15 protein-coding genes are annotated in these 19,113 nt (G+C 55.4%); 11 read left to right on the top strand and 4 right to left on the bottom strand.

Translation table 11 applies throughout. The features are described from left to right. The first annotated feature begins 86 nt into the window (after positions 1-86). Together ACTUJZ_RS07120 and ACTUJZ_RS07115 are read left to right on the top strand one after the other, a co-directional pair. A complete protein-coding gene (locus tag ACTUJZ_RS07120) occupies positions 87-2,090 on the top strand; it encodes a flagellar hook-length control protein FliK (RefSeq protein ID WP_463635604.1) in 2,004 nt (667 codons plus the stop codon). Further along, positions 2,087-2,398, top strand: a complete 312-nt coding sequence (locus ACTUJZ_RS07115; RefSeq protein WP_463635603.1) for an EscU/YscU/HrcU family type III secretion system export apparatus switch protein — start codon at positions 2,087-2,089, stop codon at positions 2,396-2,398. The genes ACTUJZ_RS07120 and ACTUJZ_RS07115 overlap by 4 nt, the downstream gene beginning before the upstream one ends. 142 nt (positions 2,399-2,540) lie before the next feature. Here ACTUJZ_RS07115 and recA read toward each other — a convergent pair whose 3' ends face one another. Together recA and ACTUJZ_RS07105 are read right to left on the bottom strand one after the other, a co-directional pair. Then, positions 2,541-3,575 (bottom strand): recombinase RecA, encoded by a 1,035-nt coding sequence (gene recA / locus ACTUJZ_RS07110; protein WP_463635602.1) that lies wholly within the window; start codon positions 3,573-3,575, stop codon positions 2,541-2,543. Between the two features lie 149 nt (positions 3,576-3,724). After that, positions 3,725-4,243 (bottom strand): CinA family protein, encoded by a 519-nt coding sequence (locus tag ACTUJZ_RS07105; RefSeq protein WP_463635601.1) that lies wholly within the window; start codon positions 4,241-4,243, stop codon positions 3,725-3,727. A gap of 109 nt (positions 4,244-4,352) precedes the next feature. On the opposite strand from ACTUJZ_RS07105, the gene mutS reads away from it, so the two are divergent. The 9 genes from mutS to ACTUJZ_RS07060 all read left to right on the top strand — a co-directional run bounded on the left by mutS (position 4,353) and on the right by ACTUJZ_RS07060 (position 17,052). Continuing rightward, a complete protein-coding gene (mutS, locus tag ACTUJZ_RS07100) occupies positions 4,353-6,899 on the top strand; it encodes a DNA mismatch repair protein MutS (protein ID WP_463635933.1) in 2,547 nt (848 codons plus the stop codon). 167 nt (positions 6,900-7,066) lie between these two features. After that, positions 7,067-8,698 (top strand): CTP synthase, encoded by a 1,632-nt coding sequence (locus tag ACTUJZ_RS07095; RefSeq protein ID WP_463635600.1) that lies wholly within the window; start codon positions 7,067-7,069, stop codon positions 8,696-8,698. Positions 8,699-8,748: 50 nt separating this feature from the next. Continuing rightward, entirely contained in the window at positions 8,749-10,041 is a 1,293-nt protein-coding gene (gene eno, locus ACTUJZ_RS07090) for a phosphopyruvate hydratase (protein WP_463635599.1), read from the top strand. 80 nt (positions 10,042-10,121) lie between these two features. Next, the gene (locus tag ACTUJZ_RS07085; protein WP_463635598.1) at positions 10,122-10,796 is read left to right on the top strand and encodes a hypothetical protein; all 675 of its coding nucleotides are present in this window, start codon (positions 10,122-10,124) and stop codon (positions 10,794-10,796) included. A 279-nt stretch (positions 10,797-11,075) separates the two neighbouring features. Continuing rightward, on the top strand, positions 11,076-12,635 hold the full coding sequence (gene leuA, locus ACTUJZ_RS07080; protein WP_463635597.1) for a 2-isopropylmalate synthase: 1,560 nt from the start codon (positions 11,076-11,078) through the stop codon (positions 12,633-12,635). After that, positions 12,636-13,739, top strand: a complete 1,104-nt coding sequence (gene leuB / locus ACTUJZ_RS07075; protein WP_463635596.1) for a 3-isopropylmalate dehydrogenase — start codon at positions 12,636-12,638, stop codon at positions 13,737-13,739. Further along, positions 13,736-15,145, top strand: coding sequence for a 3-isopropylmalate dehydratase large subunit (gene leuC, locus ACTUJZ_RS07070; protein WP_463635595.1), 1,410 nt, complete (start codon positions 13,736-13,738; stop codon positions 15,143-15,145). The genes leuB and leuC overlap by 4 nt, the downstream gene beginning before the upstream one ends. Beyond that, positions 15,138-15,746, top strand: a complete 609-nt coding sequence (leuD, locus tag ACTUJZ_RS07065) for a 3-isopropylmalate dehydratase small subunit (protein ID WP_463635594.1) — start codon at positions 15,138-15,140, stop codon at positions 15,744-15,746. The genes leuC and leuD overlap by 8 nt, the downstream gene beginning before the upstream one ends. Before the next feature lie 109 nt (positions 15,747-15,855). Beyond that, entirely contained in the window at positions 15,856-17,052 is a 1,197-nt protein-coding gene (locus ACTUJZ_RS07060) for an HD-GYP domain-containing protein (RefSeq protein ID WP_463635592.1), read from the top strand. Between the two features lie 3 nt (positions 17,053-17,055). Here ACTUJZ_RS07060 and ACTUJZ_RS07055 read toward each other — a convergent pair whose 3' ends face one another. Together ACTUJZ_RS07055 and ACTUJZ_RS07050 are read right to left on the bottom strand one after the other, a co-directional pair. Beyond that, a complete protein-coding gene (locus ACTUJZ_RS07055; protein WP_463635591.1) occupies positions 17,056-18,147 on the bottom strand; it encodes a general secretion pathway protein GspB in 1,092 nt (363 codons plus the stop codon). Continuing rightward, positions 18,140-19,051, bottom strand: coding sequence for an ExeA family protein (locus tag ACTUJZ_RS07050; protein WP_463635590.1), 912 nt, complete (start codon positions 19,049-19,051; stop codon positions 18,140-18,142). Before ACTUJZ_RS07050 ends, ACTUJZ_RS07055 begins: the two co-directional genes overlap by 8 nt. Positions 19,052-19,113: the final 62 nt, after the last annotated feature.

The raw sequence follows: 19,113 nt of genomic DNA, 5'->3' as shown, positions 1-19,113 counted from the left end.
CCCTGAGGAAGATCTATATATTCAGAAAAATCTGTGCAGTGGCTAAAAATGCTCAATGTTTTTCGGTATCCGCCGATAGCCTGCATATGAAAACACCCTCTGCCATCATGCAATTACAGCAACTTGCCGCCACCTTGCAGCAGGCCGGGTCTGCCTCGTCGGCCAGTGGCCGGCCGCCGCAGCAGGCCTTGCAGGCGCTGGCCAATGCAGTGCTTTCTATTCTGCCGGGTCAGCGAATGCAGCTCAGCATTGATGGGCGTAACCCCATCACGGTACAACCCAGTGCTCAGCACGTGCCACAACAAGCAGAAAGAATAACACCGCAAACAGACAAGATACTTACAAATGGCCCCAAGTGGCTGGCCAAAACCAGTACGCGTGAAGCGGTATTGTTCGAGATTGTCAATCAGGCATTGACCCGGCCAGCCAATCTGAGCGCCGACGCACTGGTACGCAGCCTGGCCGCCAGTGCCAAACACAATTTACCGGCACTGCTCACCCTGCCGGTGACCATTTTGCGTAATAACAACGGCAATTTGCAGCTGGCACATCCTGGCTGGGAGAGGCCTGTATCCGTTCAGCAAGTCGGCCAACCAGTGGCCGGACGGACAGAACTCACCGTGGGCTTTCACAGTGGCGAGCCGGTCTTTCAGTTAAATAAACAGCCGGTCAGCATTGCCTCTGCGCTACAACAAACAGTGGTGCACAGCGCGATCCAGGCATTGCTGGAACAAAAGGGCGTGACTGTGCGGGCGCCTCTACCTGGTCTGGCGCAACATCCGGCTCTGCAAACCTTGCACAATTTGCCGCTGCAGGTGGCGCTGCACAATCAGGCAGGTCAGCCGCAGGTGGTTGTCCATCAGCATGATTTGTCGCCGCGAGCGCGCCTGAGCCTGCCGGCCACGGTGATATCGTTACTTCCCGATGCTCCGACCAGCCCCGCGCATCAACGGCTACCGCTATTAGAATCTGTATTGACACCATCCGCACCCGCTTCTGCGGAACCGCGCTCAACACTGAGCCAAATCCCACAACTTGCGGCACGCTTGCTGGCTCAAACCGGCTCTACCCATCAGGCGCTGCAGGCACTGGTGCAACTTTTTAAAGGTGCGGATACGCCAGCGCAGTCCGCGGCCGGCTCGGTGCAACGCGCAGAACGGGCTGTGGTCTCTGCCACTCCCCGTGCGGCAACACCGACATCTGTGACTGACAATTCCGGCGTTCGTGCTAACAACTCTTCTGCCCAAGCAGAAGCGGCTGCTACTAATAAAATGTCCACAAATGTATTGGAACAAAGCGGCGAAGCAGAGCGCGCTGCTATCTTGCAGCAGCTACGGCAGGCCACCGGCACCTCAACAGCCTCAGGTGAGGCGAACCGGCCCGCTCCTGTCTCGGCTGAGCAGATAAAACAGATTATGGCCCAGGCTACAATGCCTCTGACTTTTACCCGAGTCATGACCCCGGCGCGGCCGGACAATTTGCTTAGCGCCTTGTTTAGCTTACTGCAACAGGCGCGCAGCGGGTCCCCCACCAGCCCCATTGAACACTCGCCTGCCACTGCCGGGCAAGCCCCACGCAGCAGTGCGCAGGCCAGTCCCCGGGAAAGTTCTGCGAATGAGCGCCAGCGGGCACTGTTAGGCCCCCTGCGTACTCTGTTGGCCAATCATCAACTCAGTGCGCTGGGCAATTTGGAAGCGCGTAGCCAGGGCGCCGAGCAATTGCAATTTGTTGTGCCAGTTAGTCACGCGGCGCAGCCCTGCCCCGAGGTACGGATTGAAAAACGCGAAGAGGCTGCCGAGCAGTCGCGTAAAGCTGGACCACGACCAGGCCAGTGGGCACTGACTATGAAACTCAGCGCCGGAGTGCTCGGCGATATGATGGTCAAAGCCCGGGTCAGCGCCGATACGGTATCGCTGAATCTGTATGCAGAAACTCCCGTTCTATTAGCCCGGGTGCACGATACACTGCCCCTACTCACCCGCCGTCTTACTGCGTTGGGAGTGCATGTGGAAGAAGCGCAGGCTTTGCAGGGAAATATCCCGACTCAATTGAATCAGCAAAAATACCAGTTGTTCGAGGTACGGGTATGACAAAATCACCACGTTCGGTAATTGGCTTAAAATATGATGCACTGAATAAACAGGACAGCCCGAAGGTTATCGCCAAAGGCCATGGCGATATTGCCCAGGAAATTCTACAACTGGCCGAACAGCATGGAATACTGATTCATGAAGATGCCCAGTTGACCGAGTTGCTCAGCACATTAGACCTGGGCCAGGAAATCCCCGAATCCTTATATTTTGTCATCGCCGAATTGATTGCCTATTCGTATATCTTGCAGGGCAAGGTGCCGGCCGGCTGGGAAGACACAGTGCAGGGCCTGCATCATCTGGTGTAGGTCAGCTTGATGTCGCTCTTAGTAGTAGGCTGTCGTTGCGTTCCACCCGGATAAAAAAACGCCCCACTCTGGCAACAACCAGTGCGGGGCGTTTTATAATACAGTATCGAACGCACCAGCAATCGTGCCAGTACGCTAACCTTTACAGATTTTCTTCTGACTCACCTTCGGTGGCTTCTACTTTAGGTGTTTTGGCCAGCAACTCTTCGCGGATCTTTTGCTCAATTTCATTGGCAATGTCTTTGTTGTCTTTTAAGAAGTTGATGACATTGGCTTTACCCTGACCAATGCGGTCACCCTTATAGCTGTACCAGGCGCCGGCTTTGTCCACCAGCTTTTGCTTCACGCCCAGGTCAATCAGCTCGGCTTCTTTGCTGATCCCTTCACCATAGCGGATCATAAATTCGGCTTGCTTAAACGGCGGGGCCACCTTGTTTTTCACCACTTTAACCCGGGTTTCGTTACCCACCACTTCGTCGCCTTCTTTTACCGCACCAATCCGGCGAATATCCAAACGAACGGATGAATAGAATTTTAGCGCGTTACCACCAGTAGTGGTTTCCGGGTTACCAAACATCACCCCGATTTTCATCCGGATTTGGTTGATAAACACACATAGGGTGTTAGAGCGCTTGATATTGGCGGTCAGCTTACGCAATGCCTGTGACATCAAGCGGGCTTGCAGGCCAACGTGAGAGTCACCCATCTCACCTTCAATTTCGGCTTTAGGGGTCAGGGCGGCAACCGAGTCAACCACAACCACATCTACCGCACCAGAGCGCACCAGCATGTCACAGATTTCCAGCGCCTGTTCACCGGTATCTGGTTGAGACACCAACAGGTCGTCGATGTTTACACCCAGTTTTTGTGCGTAAATCGGGTCCAACGCATGCTCGGCATCCACGAACGCACAAGTTTTGCCTTTTTTCTGCGCTTCGGCAATTACCTGCAGGGTCAGCGTGGTTTTACCCGATGACTCTGGTCCGTATATTTCTACCACCCGGCCGCACGGCAAGCCGCCTATACCCAGTGCAATATCAATGGTCAGCGAGCCGGTGGATACTGCTTCGATATCCATCGCCTGGTTGTCGCCCAGCCGCATGATCGCACCTTTACCAAATTGTTTTTCAATTTGCCCGACAGCAGCTGAAAGAGCTTTTGATTTATTGTCGTCCACAAATACTTCCTCTATACGTGAAGCGGTGGCGTATCACAGCGCCTGGGCGCTAACCACACGGTGTTAAAATAAGATGGTGGCATTTTATACTGTATAGCTATACAGTTGCAAGCACCATTGGCGAAATTTCTGATACCTTACGGGGCCGGCTAATTGGTTTCAACTAGCCAATCGTGCAGGTATTGCAAAACAAACCCAATGGCCTGGCTGCGCACAGCCGCGCGATCGCCGCGAAAAACCTGGCGAAAAGTTTCGGTATGGCCGGCAAAACAAAAGCCGAACCACACGGTGCCCACCGGTTTGTCATCACTGCCGCCCCCCGGCCCGGCAATGCCGCTGACACTCACCGCCAGCTGCGCGCCGCTTTTTTGCGCCAGCCCGCGGGCCATGGCGGTCACGCACTGGGCCGACACCGCACCATGTTCGCTGAGCACTTCATCGCTGACCCCCAACAGGTCCTGCTTGGCCTGATTAGAGTAGGTCACATAGGATTGCTCGAACCAGGCTGAGCTGCCCGCCACCGAAGTCAGGGCAAAAGCCACACCGCCGCCAGTACAGGATTCTGCACACGCCACGGTAAACTGGTTTTGCGTTAACAGCTCGCCAATTCGTGCTATGATCGGCTGGCTTTGGCCAGCCACAGAAACGGTTGAAAAAGCCTGACTCATATCAATAATACGTAGCAAACATTTAAGTACTTAACAGTGTACCATTTCAGCCGCTGCGGCACACATCAGTAAACAAGATACCGAGGTTCGTTTGGACTCACATACGCCAATGATGCGCCAGTATTTAGCTATTAAGGCGCAACACCCTAACATTCTGCTGTTTTATCGGATGGGCGATTTTTACGAGTTGTTCTACGATGATGCCAAGCGGGCGGCACATCTGCTCGACATCTCGCTTACCGCCCGGGGCAAATCCGGCGGCGATCCCATCCCCATGGCCGGCGTGCCCTATCATGCTGTAGAAAGCTACCTGGCCCGGCTGGTCAAACTGGGCGAATCGGTGGCCATTTGTGAACAGGTAGGCGACCCGGCCACCAGTAAAGGTCCGGTCGAGCGCGCAGTGCAGCGAATTGTCACTCCCGGCACGGTGACCGATGAAGCACTGCTGGAAGAGCGTCGCGATAATATTCTGGCCGCGGTGTGCGGCGAGTCCGGCCACTATGGCCTGGCCACTCTGGATGTGTCCAGCGGCCGTTTTACCGTTACCGAATGCGACGGTGACGAAGCATTACTGGCAGAACTGCAGCGGGTCAACCCGGCCGAATTGTTGTATCCGGACACCTTTGGTAGCCTGGCGCTGATCGATCAGCGCAAAGGCATCCGCCGCCGCCCGGAGTGGGAGTTCGAGCAGGATACCGCCCGCACCTTATTAAATACCCAGTTTGGTACCCAATCGCTGGCCGGCTTTGGGGTAGAAGACTGCAGCTGGGGATTAGGCAGTGCCGGCTGTGTGCTGCAATATGTTAAAGATACCCAGCGCACCGCCCTGCCGCACATTGTCAGTATTCAAAAAGATATTCTGGATACCCGGGTGCAGCTGGATGCCGCCACCCGGCGCAATCTGGAAATTACCCAGAACATGAGCGGTAATCAGGCCCATACATTATTTAGCGTACTGGATACCACCGCCACAGCCATGGGCAGCCGTTTATTGCAGCGCTATTTGCATGCCCCCATCACCGACCGTCATGAGCTGACGCTGCGCCAGGATGCCATCGCTGCACTGCTGGATGAGCCGGCCCACCCGCTGGGCGATTTGCTCAAATACATCGGCGATATTGAACGGATCATGGCTCGGCTGGCGTTGCGCTCCGCCCGGCCCCGTGATTTTGCGCGGCTGCGCAATGCATTTAACACCCTGCCAGAGTTGCAGCAGGTGTTAACCGATTTCAACCCGCCGCTATTGCATATTCTGGCCGATGAAATCGGCCTGTACCCCGAGCTGCAGGCGTTACTGAACGAGGCTATCGTAGATAATCCGCCGGTGGTGATCCGCGACGGCGGTGTGATTGCGCCTGGCTTTAGCGCTGAGCTGGATGAGCTGCGTGATTTATCGCAAGGTGCCACAGATTATCTGCAGGCGCTGGAAACCCGCGAGCGCGAACGCACCGGCATCAGTACATTAAAAGTGGGCTACAACCGGGTTCACGGCTTTTTCATCGAAATCAGTCGCGCGCAGAGCGCTCAGGCCCCGGCCGATTATATTCGCCGGCAAACGTTGAAAAATACCGAGCGCTACATCACGCCAGAGCTCAAAGAGCACGAGGATAAAGTGCTGACCAGCCAAAGCCAGGCTCTGGCTCTGGAAAAACAGCTGTATGACAACCTGTTCGAGGACTTTGCGCCGTATTTAAGCCAGTTAATCAGCTCGGCTCAGGCGCTGGCCAAACTGGATGTGATTCAGGCGCTGGCCGAACGGGCGGACACTCTGGACTTGCATCGCCCGCAGCTTACCGAGTCACGCGGCATCTGTTATGAACAAGGCCGCCACCCGGTGGTGGAACAGGTGATGAAGGACCCCTTTATAGCCAACCCGCTGACCCTGGATGACGACCGTCATATGCTGGTGATCACCGGCCCCAATATGGGCGGTAAATCCACCTATATGCGCCAGACCGCGCTGATTGTATTGATGGCGTATATCGGCAGCTTTGTACCGGCACAGGACGCGCGCATTGGCAAAATCGATCGCATCTTTACCCGTATCGGGGCCTCGGACGATCTGGCGTCTGGCCGCTCCACTTTTATGGTGGAAATGACCGAAACCGCCAACATTTTGCACAACGCTACCGAGCACTCGCTGGTGCTGATGGATGAGATTGGTCGTGGCACCAGTACTTACGATGGCTTGTCACTGGCCTGGGCATGCGCCGATTATCTGGCCAGCCAGGTGCGCGCCTACACCCTGTTTGCTACCCATTATTTTGAGCTGACCCAGCTGCCCGAGCAGCAAGCCGGGGTGCACAATGTGCATCTGGATGCCATGGAACATAATGACACCATCCGGTTTATGCACAGTGTGCAGGCCGGTGCCGCCAGTCAAAGCTACGGCTTGCAGGTCGCCATGCTGGCCGGCGTGCCGCGCCCGGTGATCCAGGCGGCCCGCCACAAACTGGCGGAGCTGGAAGCAGCGCCCACCCCGGTGGCCGGTGACAGCGCGTCAACACAACCGGCACCGCAACAAACCGCGCTGCCGCTGACCGAGGCCACACCCAGCGAACTAGAGCAGGCCTTCGCCTCAATCCAGCCTGATGAGTTGTCGCCACGTCAGGCGCTGGACTTGCTGTATACCCTAAAACGCTTAAGCCAGGCCTAGCCTGGCGAGCCCATCACAGCCGGCCGCTGGTGAAATAACCAGCAGCCGCGGTTGGCAAATGGATTGTTTGCTCCCCACACTTTGGGTATACTATTGCGCCGTCCAAGTGTTGCAGCCTGGCCCTGTCAGCACTCATTACCCATACAATCCAACGCCTTAGGTTTCGCATGACAAACTATATTTTCGTCACAGGTGGTGTTGTATCATCGCTAGGTAAAGGTATTGCTGCTGCATCGCTGGCTGCAATTCTTGAAGCGCGTGGTCTGACCGTCACAATGCTCAAGCTGGATCCCTACATCAATGTGGATCCCGGTACCATGAGTCCCATTCAGCATGGTGAGGTATTTGTCACCGACGATGGTGCTGAAACCGACCTTGACCTGGGTCACTACGAACGCTTTATTCGCACCCGTATGAGCAAGCGCAACAACTTCACCACCGGACGGGTGTATGAAGAAGTGTTGAAGCGCGAACGTCGCGGTGACTATCTGGGCGCCACCATTCAGGTGATCCCGCATATCACCAACGAAATCAAACGCCGCGTGATTGAAGGCGCTGAAGGCCATGATGTGGCCATTGTTGAAATTGGCGGCACCGTGGGTGACATTGAGTCGCAACCGTTTTTGGAAGCCATTCGTCAGCTGGGCACCGAGATTGGTCGCGAGCGCGCCATGTACATGCACCTAACCCTGGTGCCTTACATGCCCGCCTCCGGCGAGGTTAAAACCAAGCCTACCCAGCACTCGGTTAAAGAGCTACGCTCTATCGGGATCCAGCCGGATATTCTGGTGTGCCGTTCTGTAGGCTCGCTGCCAGCCACCGAACGCTCGAAAATTGCCTTGTTCACCAATGTGGCCGACAAAGCCGTTATCTCTTTAAAAGATGTCGACAGCATTTACCGCATCCCGGCGGCACTCAAAGCCCAGGGCATGGATCAGCTGGTGGTGGATCGGTTCCGCCTGCAGTGTAAAGAAGCGGATTTGACCGAGTGGGAGCAGGTGCTGTACGCCGAGTCGAACCCTACCGCAGAAATCAATGTGGGTATGGTGGGCAAATATGTCGAATTGCCCGATGCCTACAAATCTGTCAACGAAGCATTGAAACATGCCGGGCTGAAAAACCGCCTGACGGTGAATATTCATCACATCGACTCGCAGGATATTGAAAGCAAAGGCACCCAGCTGCTGGAGCCGTTAGATGCGATCCTGGTACCCGGCGGCTTTGGTGAGCGTGGTATCGAAGGTAAGATTGCTGCAGCCCGTTATGCACGCGAAAACAAGGTGCCGTATCTGGGCATTTGCCTAGGCATGCAGGTTGCTCTGATTGAATTTGCCCGCAATGTGGCCGGTATGGAAAATGCCAACAGCACCGAGTTTGACCAAAACACGCCGTACCCGGTAGTCGGCCTTATCACCGAATGGCTGGATGCTGACGGCAGCACCGAGATCCGTACCGAAGAGTCGGATTTGGGCGGCACCATGCGCTTAGGCAGCCAGTTATGCCATTTGTTACCGGATACCAAGGTGTATCAAATGTATGGCAGTGAAGCCATCTATGAGCGTCACCGTCACCGCTACGAAGTGAATAACAACCTGCGTGATCAGATTGAACAGGCCGGCCTGAAGGTGAGTGGTTTGTCCACTGACAAACGCCTTGTAGAAGTTATCGAAATCCCTGACCATCCGTGGTTTGTGGCAGGCCAGTTCCACCCGGAATTTACCTCCACGCCGCGTGACGGCCACCCGCTGTTTACCGGTTTCATTGCAGCGGCAGGCAAATACCAAAAAGAAAATCATTAATCTTTCATGGGGGCGGTATGTAAGGCCCCCACAACCGTTGAGGAAAAATCATGGCGAAAATTGCTCGCATTATTGGACGTGAAATCCTGGATTCCCGCGGCAACCCCACTGTCGAAGCAGATGTGTATCTGCAAAGCGGTGTGATGGGTCGTGCGGCTGCTCCTTCTGGTGCATCAACCGGTTCGCGCGAAGCGCTGGAACTGCGTGACGGCGACAAGTCTCGTTATCTGGGCAAAGGCGTAACCAAAGCAGTTGCGGCCATTAATGATGTGATTGCGCCGGCACTGGTCGACAAAGATCCGATGGTCCAAAGCGACATCGACGGCCTGATGTTGGAACTGGACGGCACCGAAAATAAAGAAAAGCTGGGCGCCAACGCGATCCTGGCAGTATCCCTGGCTGTAGCCAAAGCAGCGGCTGCCGAAAAAGGTGTGGCCTTGTATGAGCACATCGCCGACCTGAATGGCACGCCGGGTGAATATTCCATGCCAGTACCAATGATGAACATCATCAACGGTGGTGAGCATGCCGACAACAATGTCGACATCCAGGAATTCATGGTACAACCCGTGGGTGCAGCCAGCTTCAAAGAAGCCTTGCGCATGGGTGCAGAAATCTTCCACAGCCTGAAAAAAGTGCTGTCAGCCAAAGGCCTGAATACAGCTGTCGGTGACGAAGGCGGTTTTGCCCCTGATTTAAGCTCTAATGCTGAAGCCCTGGCGGTTATCGTAGAAGCGGTAGAAAACGCCGGCTACAAGATGAATGAAGACATTACTCTGGCGCTAGATTGCGCGGCGTCTGAATTCTACAAAGATGGCCAGTATGTGCTGTCGGGCGAAGACAAGAGCTTCAATGCCGAAGAATTTGGTGATTACCTGGCCGGCCTGACCGAGCAATACCCTATCGTGTCTATCGAAGATGGTCTGGATGAAAGCGACTGGGACGGGTGGGAAAGCCTGACCAAGAAAATTGGCAGCAAAGTCCAGTTGGTAGGTGACGATTTGTTTGTAACCAACACCAAGATCCTAGAGCGCGGCATCAAAAACAACATTGGTAACTCGATCCTCATCAAGTTCAACCAGATCGGCTCGCTGACCGAGACGTTGAATGCCATCAAGATGGCCAAAGATGCAGGCTTCACCGCAGTAATTTCACACCGTTCAGGTGAAACTGAAGATGCCACCATTGCCGACCTGGCAGTAGGTACAGCGGCTGGCCAGATCAAAACCGGCTCCTTATGCCGTTCTGATCGGGTCGCTAAATACAACCAGCTGCTGCGCATCGAGCAAGCACTGGGCAGCGCCGCGGTGTACCGTGGTCGCAGCGAAATCAAAGGCCAGTAAGGTTTTTTTGGGCCGGTACAGTGGCGACCGGCCCCACTTCCTGTTAGGTTAACAGCATTGTTGACTCTGTTTCGCCCTCTATGGCTGCTGACCTGAATCCCAATCAGACCAATTTTTTTATCCAGCATAGCACGCTGGACACAGCCCCTCCGCAATTTGCCGAGATCTGTACGGCGATCTACGAACGTGAACTGGTCGCCCTGTCGATGGCGCTGCCAGCAGACCCCTTACGCATCAAACAAAAACTGCGCGGACTCACCCATCATGTTAAACGCGCGGCCTTTTTTATGGCCCACCCGCATCCGGTATTACACTTAGACAGCCATAATGGCAGCTGGTACAGCAAACCAGCCGGGCGTTGCCCTGCCCATAAGGTCACAGCCGAGCAAACCAGCAGCTGGCTGACCCGCTATGCCACCTATGGTATGGCAGTGCCAGTACTGGTGGAACAGTTAGAAGGCACCACGGTGGAGCTGGATTCAATTGACCGGGTGGATATGGATAATCAGCGTGTCCATACCAACAAATACCGCTGGTTCTCGCTAGCGGGTGACCCACAAACCAATGGCGACTCTGTGTACCGCTGCCGCCTGGTACGGCCCGCCAAGGCTGTGATGCAAGCCGCGTGCTGCGGGCATCGCTGGAGTCATCACGGCAAACTGCCGCCACGGCCGCTGAGCTTGCGCGAATTGTTATTAAGCACCACGTTGGACTGGCGCAACTTTCGCCAGCCTTTGCGCCCCATCTCACGCTAAGTCTTAGCTGCGAATAAATTGCAATAACGCAGCAAAAATTAATTCCCTGTTATGTGTAAACAAAGGTTGACCTTGTTCAACGAGCTGGTTACATTGATGATCACTATCTGGTCAACCACGCAATCACAGGCACCGTCTTTTTTATGACACAGCGCACTTTGCTACTTCTACTCCTTATGGCAGCAAGACTGCACGGGTAGATTGCGACCAGCAATGCATTCACCAAAACCCGTGCTTCAGGCACGGGTTTTTTTTTGCCACCAACCGCGAGACACCGCCATGACAAACCGGGTAAAAATCTTTGATACCACCTTACGGGACGGGGAACAGGCGTTGCTAGCCAGCCTCAGTGCCAAAGAAAAAGTGCAGATTGCCCTGGCCCTGGAACGACTTGGCGTGGATATCATCGAAGCCGGCTTTCCGGTCTCTTCCCCCGGCGATTTCGCCGCGGTACAGGCCATCGCCGGGCAGGTAAAACAGGCCACCGTGTGTGGGCTGGCCCGGGCAGTGCGCCAGGATATTGAAGCCTGCGCACAAGCCTTAAGCGTGGCCAGCCATTTTCGTATCCATACCTTTATCGCCACCTCCGACATTCATGTAAATGCTAAATTGCGCAAATCCCGCGACGAAGTTATCGCCATGGCAGTGGATGCCATTGGCTATGCACGCAGCTTTACCGACGACGTGGAATTTTCCTGTGAAGATGCCGGGCGCACCGATATCGACTATTTGTGCCAGATGGTCGAAGCCGCTATTGCTGCCGGCGCTACCACCATCAATATTCCCGATACCGTGGGCTACACCACGCCCTCGGAATTTGGCGGTATCATCGGCACTTTGTTTGAACGGGTGCCCAATATTGAACAGGCCACCATCAGTGTGCACTGCCACAATGATCTGGGCCTGGCCACGGCCAATTCGCTGGCTGCAGTGGAACAGGGGGCGCGTCAGGTGGAATGCACCATCAATGGCATTGGCGAGCGTGCCGGCAACTGCGCATTAGAAGAAATCGCCATGATCCTGCAAACCCGCCAGGCTCGGCTGGGCCTGCACACCGGCATTCGTTCGGGCGAAATTTCGCGCACTTCCAAGTTAGTCAGCCAGCTATGCAACATGCCGGTGCAGCCCAACAAAGCCATTGTCGGCAGCAATGCGTTTAATCATTCTTCCGGCATCCACCAGGATGGCGTGTTAAAAGCCCAGAATACCTATGAAATCATGACCCCGGAAAGTGTTGGCATTAACAAAAACAGCCTGAATCTGACGTCCCGCTCAGGCCGCCATGTGATCAAACATCGCCTGACCGAATTGGGCTATGCCACCGACGACTACGATTTAGAAGCGGTCTATGCGGCCTTTTTAAAACTGGCTGATGCCAAAGGCACTGTGTACGACTATGATTTGGAAGCGCTGCTGTTTTTTGACCGCCAGAAACACGAAGCTGCCCACTATACTCTGTGTTATTTGCAGGCTAGCAGTGGTCGCGAAATCATCCCTAGTGCCACGGTAAAACTGCGAGTGGGTGAGCAGGAGCTAACCCAGGCCGCCATCGGCAACGGCCCGGTGGATGCTGCCTTTGAAGCCATCATGACGATTCTGGGCCGCCCGCCCATCGACATTGTGGACTTTACCTTAGATTCAAAAGGGGAAGGGGCCGATGCCTTAGCTCAGGTCAGTGTGATAGCCGAATACCGAAATCGCCGTTTTCACGGCATCGGGCTGGCCACCGACATCGTCGAAGCTGGCGTCAACGCGCTGATTTATGTACTCAACAACACCTATGTGGCCGACCAAATCGATGAACACAAAACTCAACATGAACAGCTGGCAGGAGGCTGAATGAAACAATTTTCTCTGGCGGTGCTGGCCGGTGACGGAATCGGCCCGGAAGTGATGCAGCAAGCTAATAAGGTACTGGATGCGGTAGAATCGCGCTTTGATGTGAAACTAAAACGTACCGCCTTTGCAGTAGGTGGCGCGGCCATCGACCAGCATGGTGAAGCCCTGCCGGCGGCCACCCTGCAAGGCTGTGAGCAGGCGGATGCCATCTTATTTGGCTCTATTGGCGGCCCCAAATGGGACAGCCTGCCCCCGGAACAGCGTCCGGAACGCGCAGCGTTGTTAACCCTGCGCCAGCACTTTGATTTATTCAGCAATTTGCGCCCGGCCAAGATCTACCCGCAACTGGCTCACTTGTCTCCGCTGCGCGCTGACATCGCGGCCAGTGGCGTAGATATTTTAGTGGTACGCGAGCTCACCAGCGGCATTTATTTTGGCCAGCCCAAGGGCCGTAGCGGCGAAGGCGAGCACGAATATGCTTTTGATACCATGCGCTACTCTGTGGCAGAGATCCGCCGCATCGCCCACATTGCCTTTCAGGCAGCGCAAAAACGCCGCAACAAGGTGACCTCCATCGATAAAGCCAATGTGCTCACCGTCAGCCGGCTGTGGCGCGAGGTGGTGGAAGAGGTGGCGCAAGACTACCCGTCGGTCAGTCTTGAGCATATGTACATCGACAATGCGGCTATGCAGATGATCCGCCAGCCCAATCAGTTTGATGTGGTACTGTGCTCGAATCTGTTTGGCGACATTCTGTCCGACGAATGCGCCATGATCACCGGCTCCATGGGCCTGTTGCCTTCAGCCAGTATCAATGCGGACGGCTTTGGCCTGTATGAACCGGCCGGTGGCTCGGCGCCAGATATTGCCGGGCAGAATATCGCCAATCCCATCGCGCAGATTTTATCGGCCGCAATGCTGTTGCGTCATAGCCTGAATTTAGATGACGCCGCCAGCGCTATCGAACAAGCAGTAGTCGCGGTGCTTGAAGAAGGCCGGTTGACCCGCGAGCTCATCACCGATGGCAGCCCACCCGCCAGCACCGATGACGTCGGTGACGCCATCGCCAGTCATATCCATCAGCATGGGGCACCCGCAGCATGAGTAAAACCCTGTACGATAAAGTTTTTGACGCCCATGTGATTGATACCATGGGCGATGATGCCTTGCTGTATATCGACCGACATCTGATCCACGAAGTCACCTCGCCGCAGGCATTTGCCGGCCTGGCCGAAAAGCAACGGCCGGTACGCCGCCCGGATCGCACCATCGCCACCATGGATCACAGCATATCCACCCGCTCGTTAGCGTTAGATGCCTGTGGCCCACAAAATGCGTTGCAGCTGCAAACCCTGCAAAACAACTGTGAACAACATGGCATCCGCTTGTTTCCGGTGGGCCATCAAAAACAGGGCATCGTGCATGTGATGGGGCCGGAACTGGGCCTGATCCAGCCCGGTATGACAGTGGTCTGCGGCGATTCGCATACTGCCACCCACGGCGCGTTTGGTGCCCTGGCATTTGGCATTGGCACCTCTCAGGTCGAGCATGTGCTTGCCACCCAAACCCTTAAACAAAGCAAAGCCAAGAGCATGTTGATCCAGATTGATGGCACTTTGGGCGCAGGCATCACGGCTAAAGACATTATTCTGGCCATTATCGGCCATATTGGCCATGCCGGGGCCACCGGCTATGTAATTGAGTATGCTGGCGACGCCATTCGCGCACTGTCCATGGAAGAGCGCATGACTATCTGCAACATGAGCATTGAAGCTGGCGCCAAGGCCGGCATGATCGCCCCGGATGCAACCACTTTTGCTTATCTGGAAGGCCGTGAGTTTGCGCCGCAGGCTGACTTTGCGCAAGCCAAAGCCTACTGGCAAACCCTGTACAGCGATCCGGATGCGCAATTTGATAAGGTCGTGACTCTGTCAGCCGCCAGTATCAGCCCGCAGGTGACCTGGGGCACAAACCCCGGACAGGTCATTGCAGTCAATCAGCCAATTCCGGCGCCCAGTGATTTTGCCAGTGCCACCGAGCAGGAAAGTGCCAGCAAGGCACTGGCCTACATGGGCCTGGAGCCGGGCATGCGCCTGGCCGATGTTGCGGTCAGCCATGTGTTTATCGGCTCGTGCACCAATGGCCGCATTGAAGATTTGCGCGCCGCCGCGCACATCGCTCGACAGGGCAAGGTCGCCAGCCAGGTTCGCGCCATGGTGGTACCCGGCTCCGCCGCGGTGCGCCGCCAGGCCGAAGCCGAGGGACTGGATACTGTGTTTAAAGACGCCGGGTTTGAATGGCGTTTGCCGGGCTGCTCTATGTGCTTAGGCATGAACGATGATATTTTGGGCGCCGGTGACCGTTGCGCGTCTACCAGCAACCGTAATTTTGAAGGGCGTCAGGGCCGTGGCGCGCGCACCCATCTGGTCAGCCCGGCCATGGCCGCCGCTGCGGCATTGCGCGGCCACTTTGTTGATGTACGCGAATTTGGAGGCCAGCAACATGACTGACAAACAGGGTTTTAACCGCCACTGCGGCACAGTCTGTCCGTTAGACCAGGCTAATGTGGATACCGACCAGATCATCCCCAAGCAATTTTTAACCGGTGTCACCCGAGCTGGTTATGGTAAGCACTTGTTTCATGACTGGCGTTATTTGGATCTACATGAACAACAGCCCAATCCGGAATTTGTGCTCAACCAACCCGCCTATGCCGGTGCCTCTATTTTACTGACGCGGCAAAATTTTGGCTGTGGCTCCAGCCGCGAACATGCACCCTGGGCGCTGGCCGATTTTGGTTTCAAGGTCATCATCGCCACCTCCTTTGCCGATATTTTTTATGGCAACTGCATCAATAACCAGCTGCTACCAGTGGCCTTAGAAGATGACCAGATATCTCAGCTAATGCAGCTGATTCAAGCCAATCCGGATTTGTCTGTTACCGTAGACCTGCCGTCGCAGACCGTGCAGGCCGGCGAACAGTGTTTTAGCTTCAGCCTGGCCGAGCAACACAAACACAATTTGATAAACGGTTTGGATGCCATTGGCCAGACCCTGGAAAAGCGTGACAAGATAGAAAAATTTGAAGAAAGTCAGCCAGCCTGGCTATAAATTCAGATATAATTATACACGGTGCCTGTGGCACCGTTTTTTTTACCCGTAGCTCATGCCCGGCAGATGTGGCTGAAGTCTACCAGCAGTGGGACGCAAGGGAGTACGCATGCTTAAACACATTTCCATCGACGCGCTACAACCGGGAATGTTTGTCAGCCAGGTCATTGAACAGACTGGTAAATTCAAAGTTCGCTCCGGCGGGCTGGTAAAATCACAGGCGGTTATCGCGCAGTTACGCGAGCGCGGCATCATTACGGTTGAGGTGGACTATGCCCGCAGTAAGCTGGCCAAGCCCGCCTCAGTACAAACCCAGCCTGAGCCAGTGAGCCCCCCGGTGGCCAAGCCGGCCCCCAAGCCAGTGACGCCCCAAGCGATGGAACAAGCCGACAGTCTGTATCAACATGCCGTGAGCCTGCAAAGCAACCTGCTAAAATCGTTTAACCGCAAAGATCCGGCCAGCGCCGAAGCCGCCGCTTCGTTAAGCCAGAGCATCATCGACAGTGTATTTGATAATCAGCACGCCCTGGCCTGCCTGACCATGATTAAAAATGCCGATGAGTATTTTTTGGAGCATGCGATTAACTGCAGTGTGCTGATGGCCATTTTTGCCAGCCATCTGGGCTATGACCGCGATACGGTAGATAATATCTGCCTGGGCACGCTATTAATGGATGTGGGCATGGCCGGGCTGCCTGAAGAGCTGCGCGCCGCCCAGGGCAACCTGAATGACACTGACCGCGTGGTCATCGAGCAGCATGTGGCACAAGGCCTGGAGTGGGTGGAACAGTACGACGATATCCCGGATACCGCGCTGGTTATCATTGGTCAGCATCAGGAACGGGTAGATGGCAGTGGTTATCCGGCTGGCCTGCAGAGCGAGGATATCAGCATTTTTGCCCGCATGGCGGCCATCATCGATACCTATGATGAGCTCATTTCAGAGCGTCCCCATCATAAGGCAGTGGCGCCGGCGGTGGCATTTAAGCGGCTGACCCGTGATAACGGGCTCGACCAGGAACTGGTGAAGCAGTTTGTACGCTGTCTTGGGGTACATCCAGTAGGCTCTCTGGTGCAGCTGCAAAGTGGTCGGCTGGGCATGGTGATGCAGCAAAACCAGGATGATATGTTAAAACCCGTGGTGATGACGTTTTACAGTATCAACAGCGCCCATTACAGTGAGATCAAGCGGGTCAATCTGGCCACCAGCCAGGATGAGATCGTTGCTGCGGTGACCCCGGATGAATTTAATCTCAATCTACCCAAGTTTTTCCGCGAGATTTTTCTGCATCAGATGCCCGGTTAGCGCTTACCAGTCGGTTAACGCTGCCATGGTAAAGACCTCGCCCTGAAAGCGCAGCACCACCCGCTGCGCTTCAATACTTTCAATCTGCACATCCTCGCCAATCCAGTCGCCCTCGCCTTTTTGCAGGCCATTGACCCGCACCCAACGATCAGCTGGGTTTGAGGCATACATATGCGCGCTGAATTTCATGCTGGGCAGGCGGGTTAACAGCCGTACCGGTAACTGGTCCACCCGTTGCAAACTATCGCTGACGGTCACCCGGGTCTCATTGGCCTTGGCATCCCCAGCCGGCTTTTCATCCAACTCGGCAATGGCCTGATTAAACTTGTTCAGCAATTCCTGCGATACATCATTGCTGGCCGGTGTGGACGGCGCATTTAACACCTTACCATCGTAGCTGGCTGCGTCAGGCTCGGTCTGGACAACTTGCTGGGCCGGACGATTGTCAGCGTTAGTGTCAGCTATTTGAGATGACGCTGACTGGCCTTGGGCCTGAGCAGGTGACGGCTCGCTGACTAGCGGCGCGGCCGGCCGTTTAAGTGCAGCCTGGCCCAACGCCGCCTGGGTGTTTTTGGTCAGTAAGGCCAAGTCAGGCAGTGTTGATTCGGCATTGGCCGCATCTGGTTCTGCTGGTTCAGAGACCAGAGAGGATGATGCCCCCTGCCACAGCGACGGCCACCAGATACTGCCTGACCCTGCGGCAAAGCCGGCACCCAGCCCCACCATCACCACCAGGGTATAACTGGCCAGTGTTTTTCGATAGCGCTGCCACACCGAAGGCAAGCTTTGTACCGAGGGTAAAAACAGACTGCGATTAAATTGGTCAGATACCGCCCGGTTCATCTGCACACTTTTGTCATGATCGCCGCGCAGCAGTTGCTGAGTCTGCGTGCGGTGCTGGCGCGGCGGGTCGACTTCCACCGTCTGGGCCGGGTCAATCTCCACCTCCTGCACACCCATTTCCTGCAATCCCTGGATCATTGCCTGGCTGGTAACCAGTCCGGATTTGCGAATTGACACGGGGCCATTTTGGCGGGTGACCTGCACAATCACCATGCCCGGGGTAAGCGCGCTAATGGCAATACGTTCAGACATATAACCTCCCGGCCACAAATCCTGCCAGTACCGAGACCATAAACGCGCCCAGCAACCAGGCTTTCTGGCGTCCGCGCAAACGCTGCGCGACCACATCTTCGCCCAGGATCTGCTCGGCAGCCGCCACAAAAATATGCCGTTTCACCTGCGCCTGCTGGCCGGTAAAAGCCAGCGTCAACGCACGGTCGCATAATAGATTAATGACCCGCGGGATCCCGGCACTGATACGGTGCACCGTGCGCAAGGTAGCCGGAGCAAAGATACTCACATCGCCGCCCCCTACCTGTACCCGGTGGGAAATATAGGCGCTCACTTCCGGGCTGGTCAGTGGCAGTAAGTGATAACGGGCGGTAATGCGTTGGGCTAACTGACGTAATTCATTGCGCTTGAGCAGCTGTTGCAGCTCCGGCTGGCCAATCAATACCACTTTGAGCAGCTTTTCGCGGCTGGTTTCTAAGTTAGTGAGCAGGCGCAATTGCTCAAGCACTTCGGGCATTAAATGCTGGGCTTCATCAATCAGCAGCACAGTGTTGAGCCCAGCCTGATGGTTAGTGGCCAGCTGCGCTAAAATGCGGTCGGTAAAGTATTTCAGGCTGGCTTTGTCGGTGTCGTAACTCACCCCAAGCTCATCGCATACCGTGGCCAGCAATTCGATGGCCGATAAGGTGGGATTTAAAATCATTGCCACCTGGGTATTATCCGGCAACTGCTGCAACAATTTGCGCGACACCGTGGTTTTGCCGGTGCCCACCTCGCCGGTCAGCATCACAAAGCCGCCGCTCTCCTGCAGGCCAAAGGTCAGATGGGCCAGCGCTTCTTTGTGGCGCGGGCTCATATACAGGTAGTCGGGGTTGGGCGCGATGGAAAACGGGTTATCGTTAAGCCCGAAATAGTTCAGATACATGCTGCTTCTTGTGGCAAAGAAAATACTCGCTGGTAAAACTAACCAGCCTGCCGGCGGATGTC

It is taken from the genome of Alteromonas sp. WD8-37 (genome assembly GCF_055326825.1).
Note: the sequence above shows the minus strand (reverse complement) of the source record. Positions and strands in the feature narration are given on the sequence as shown.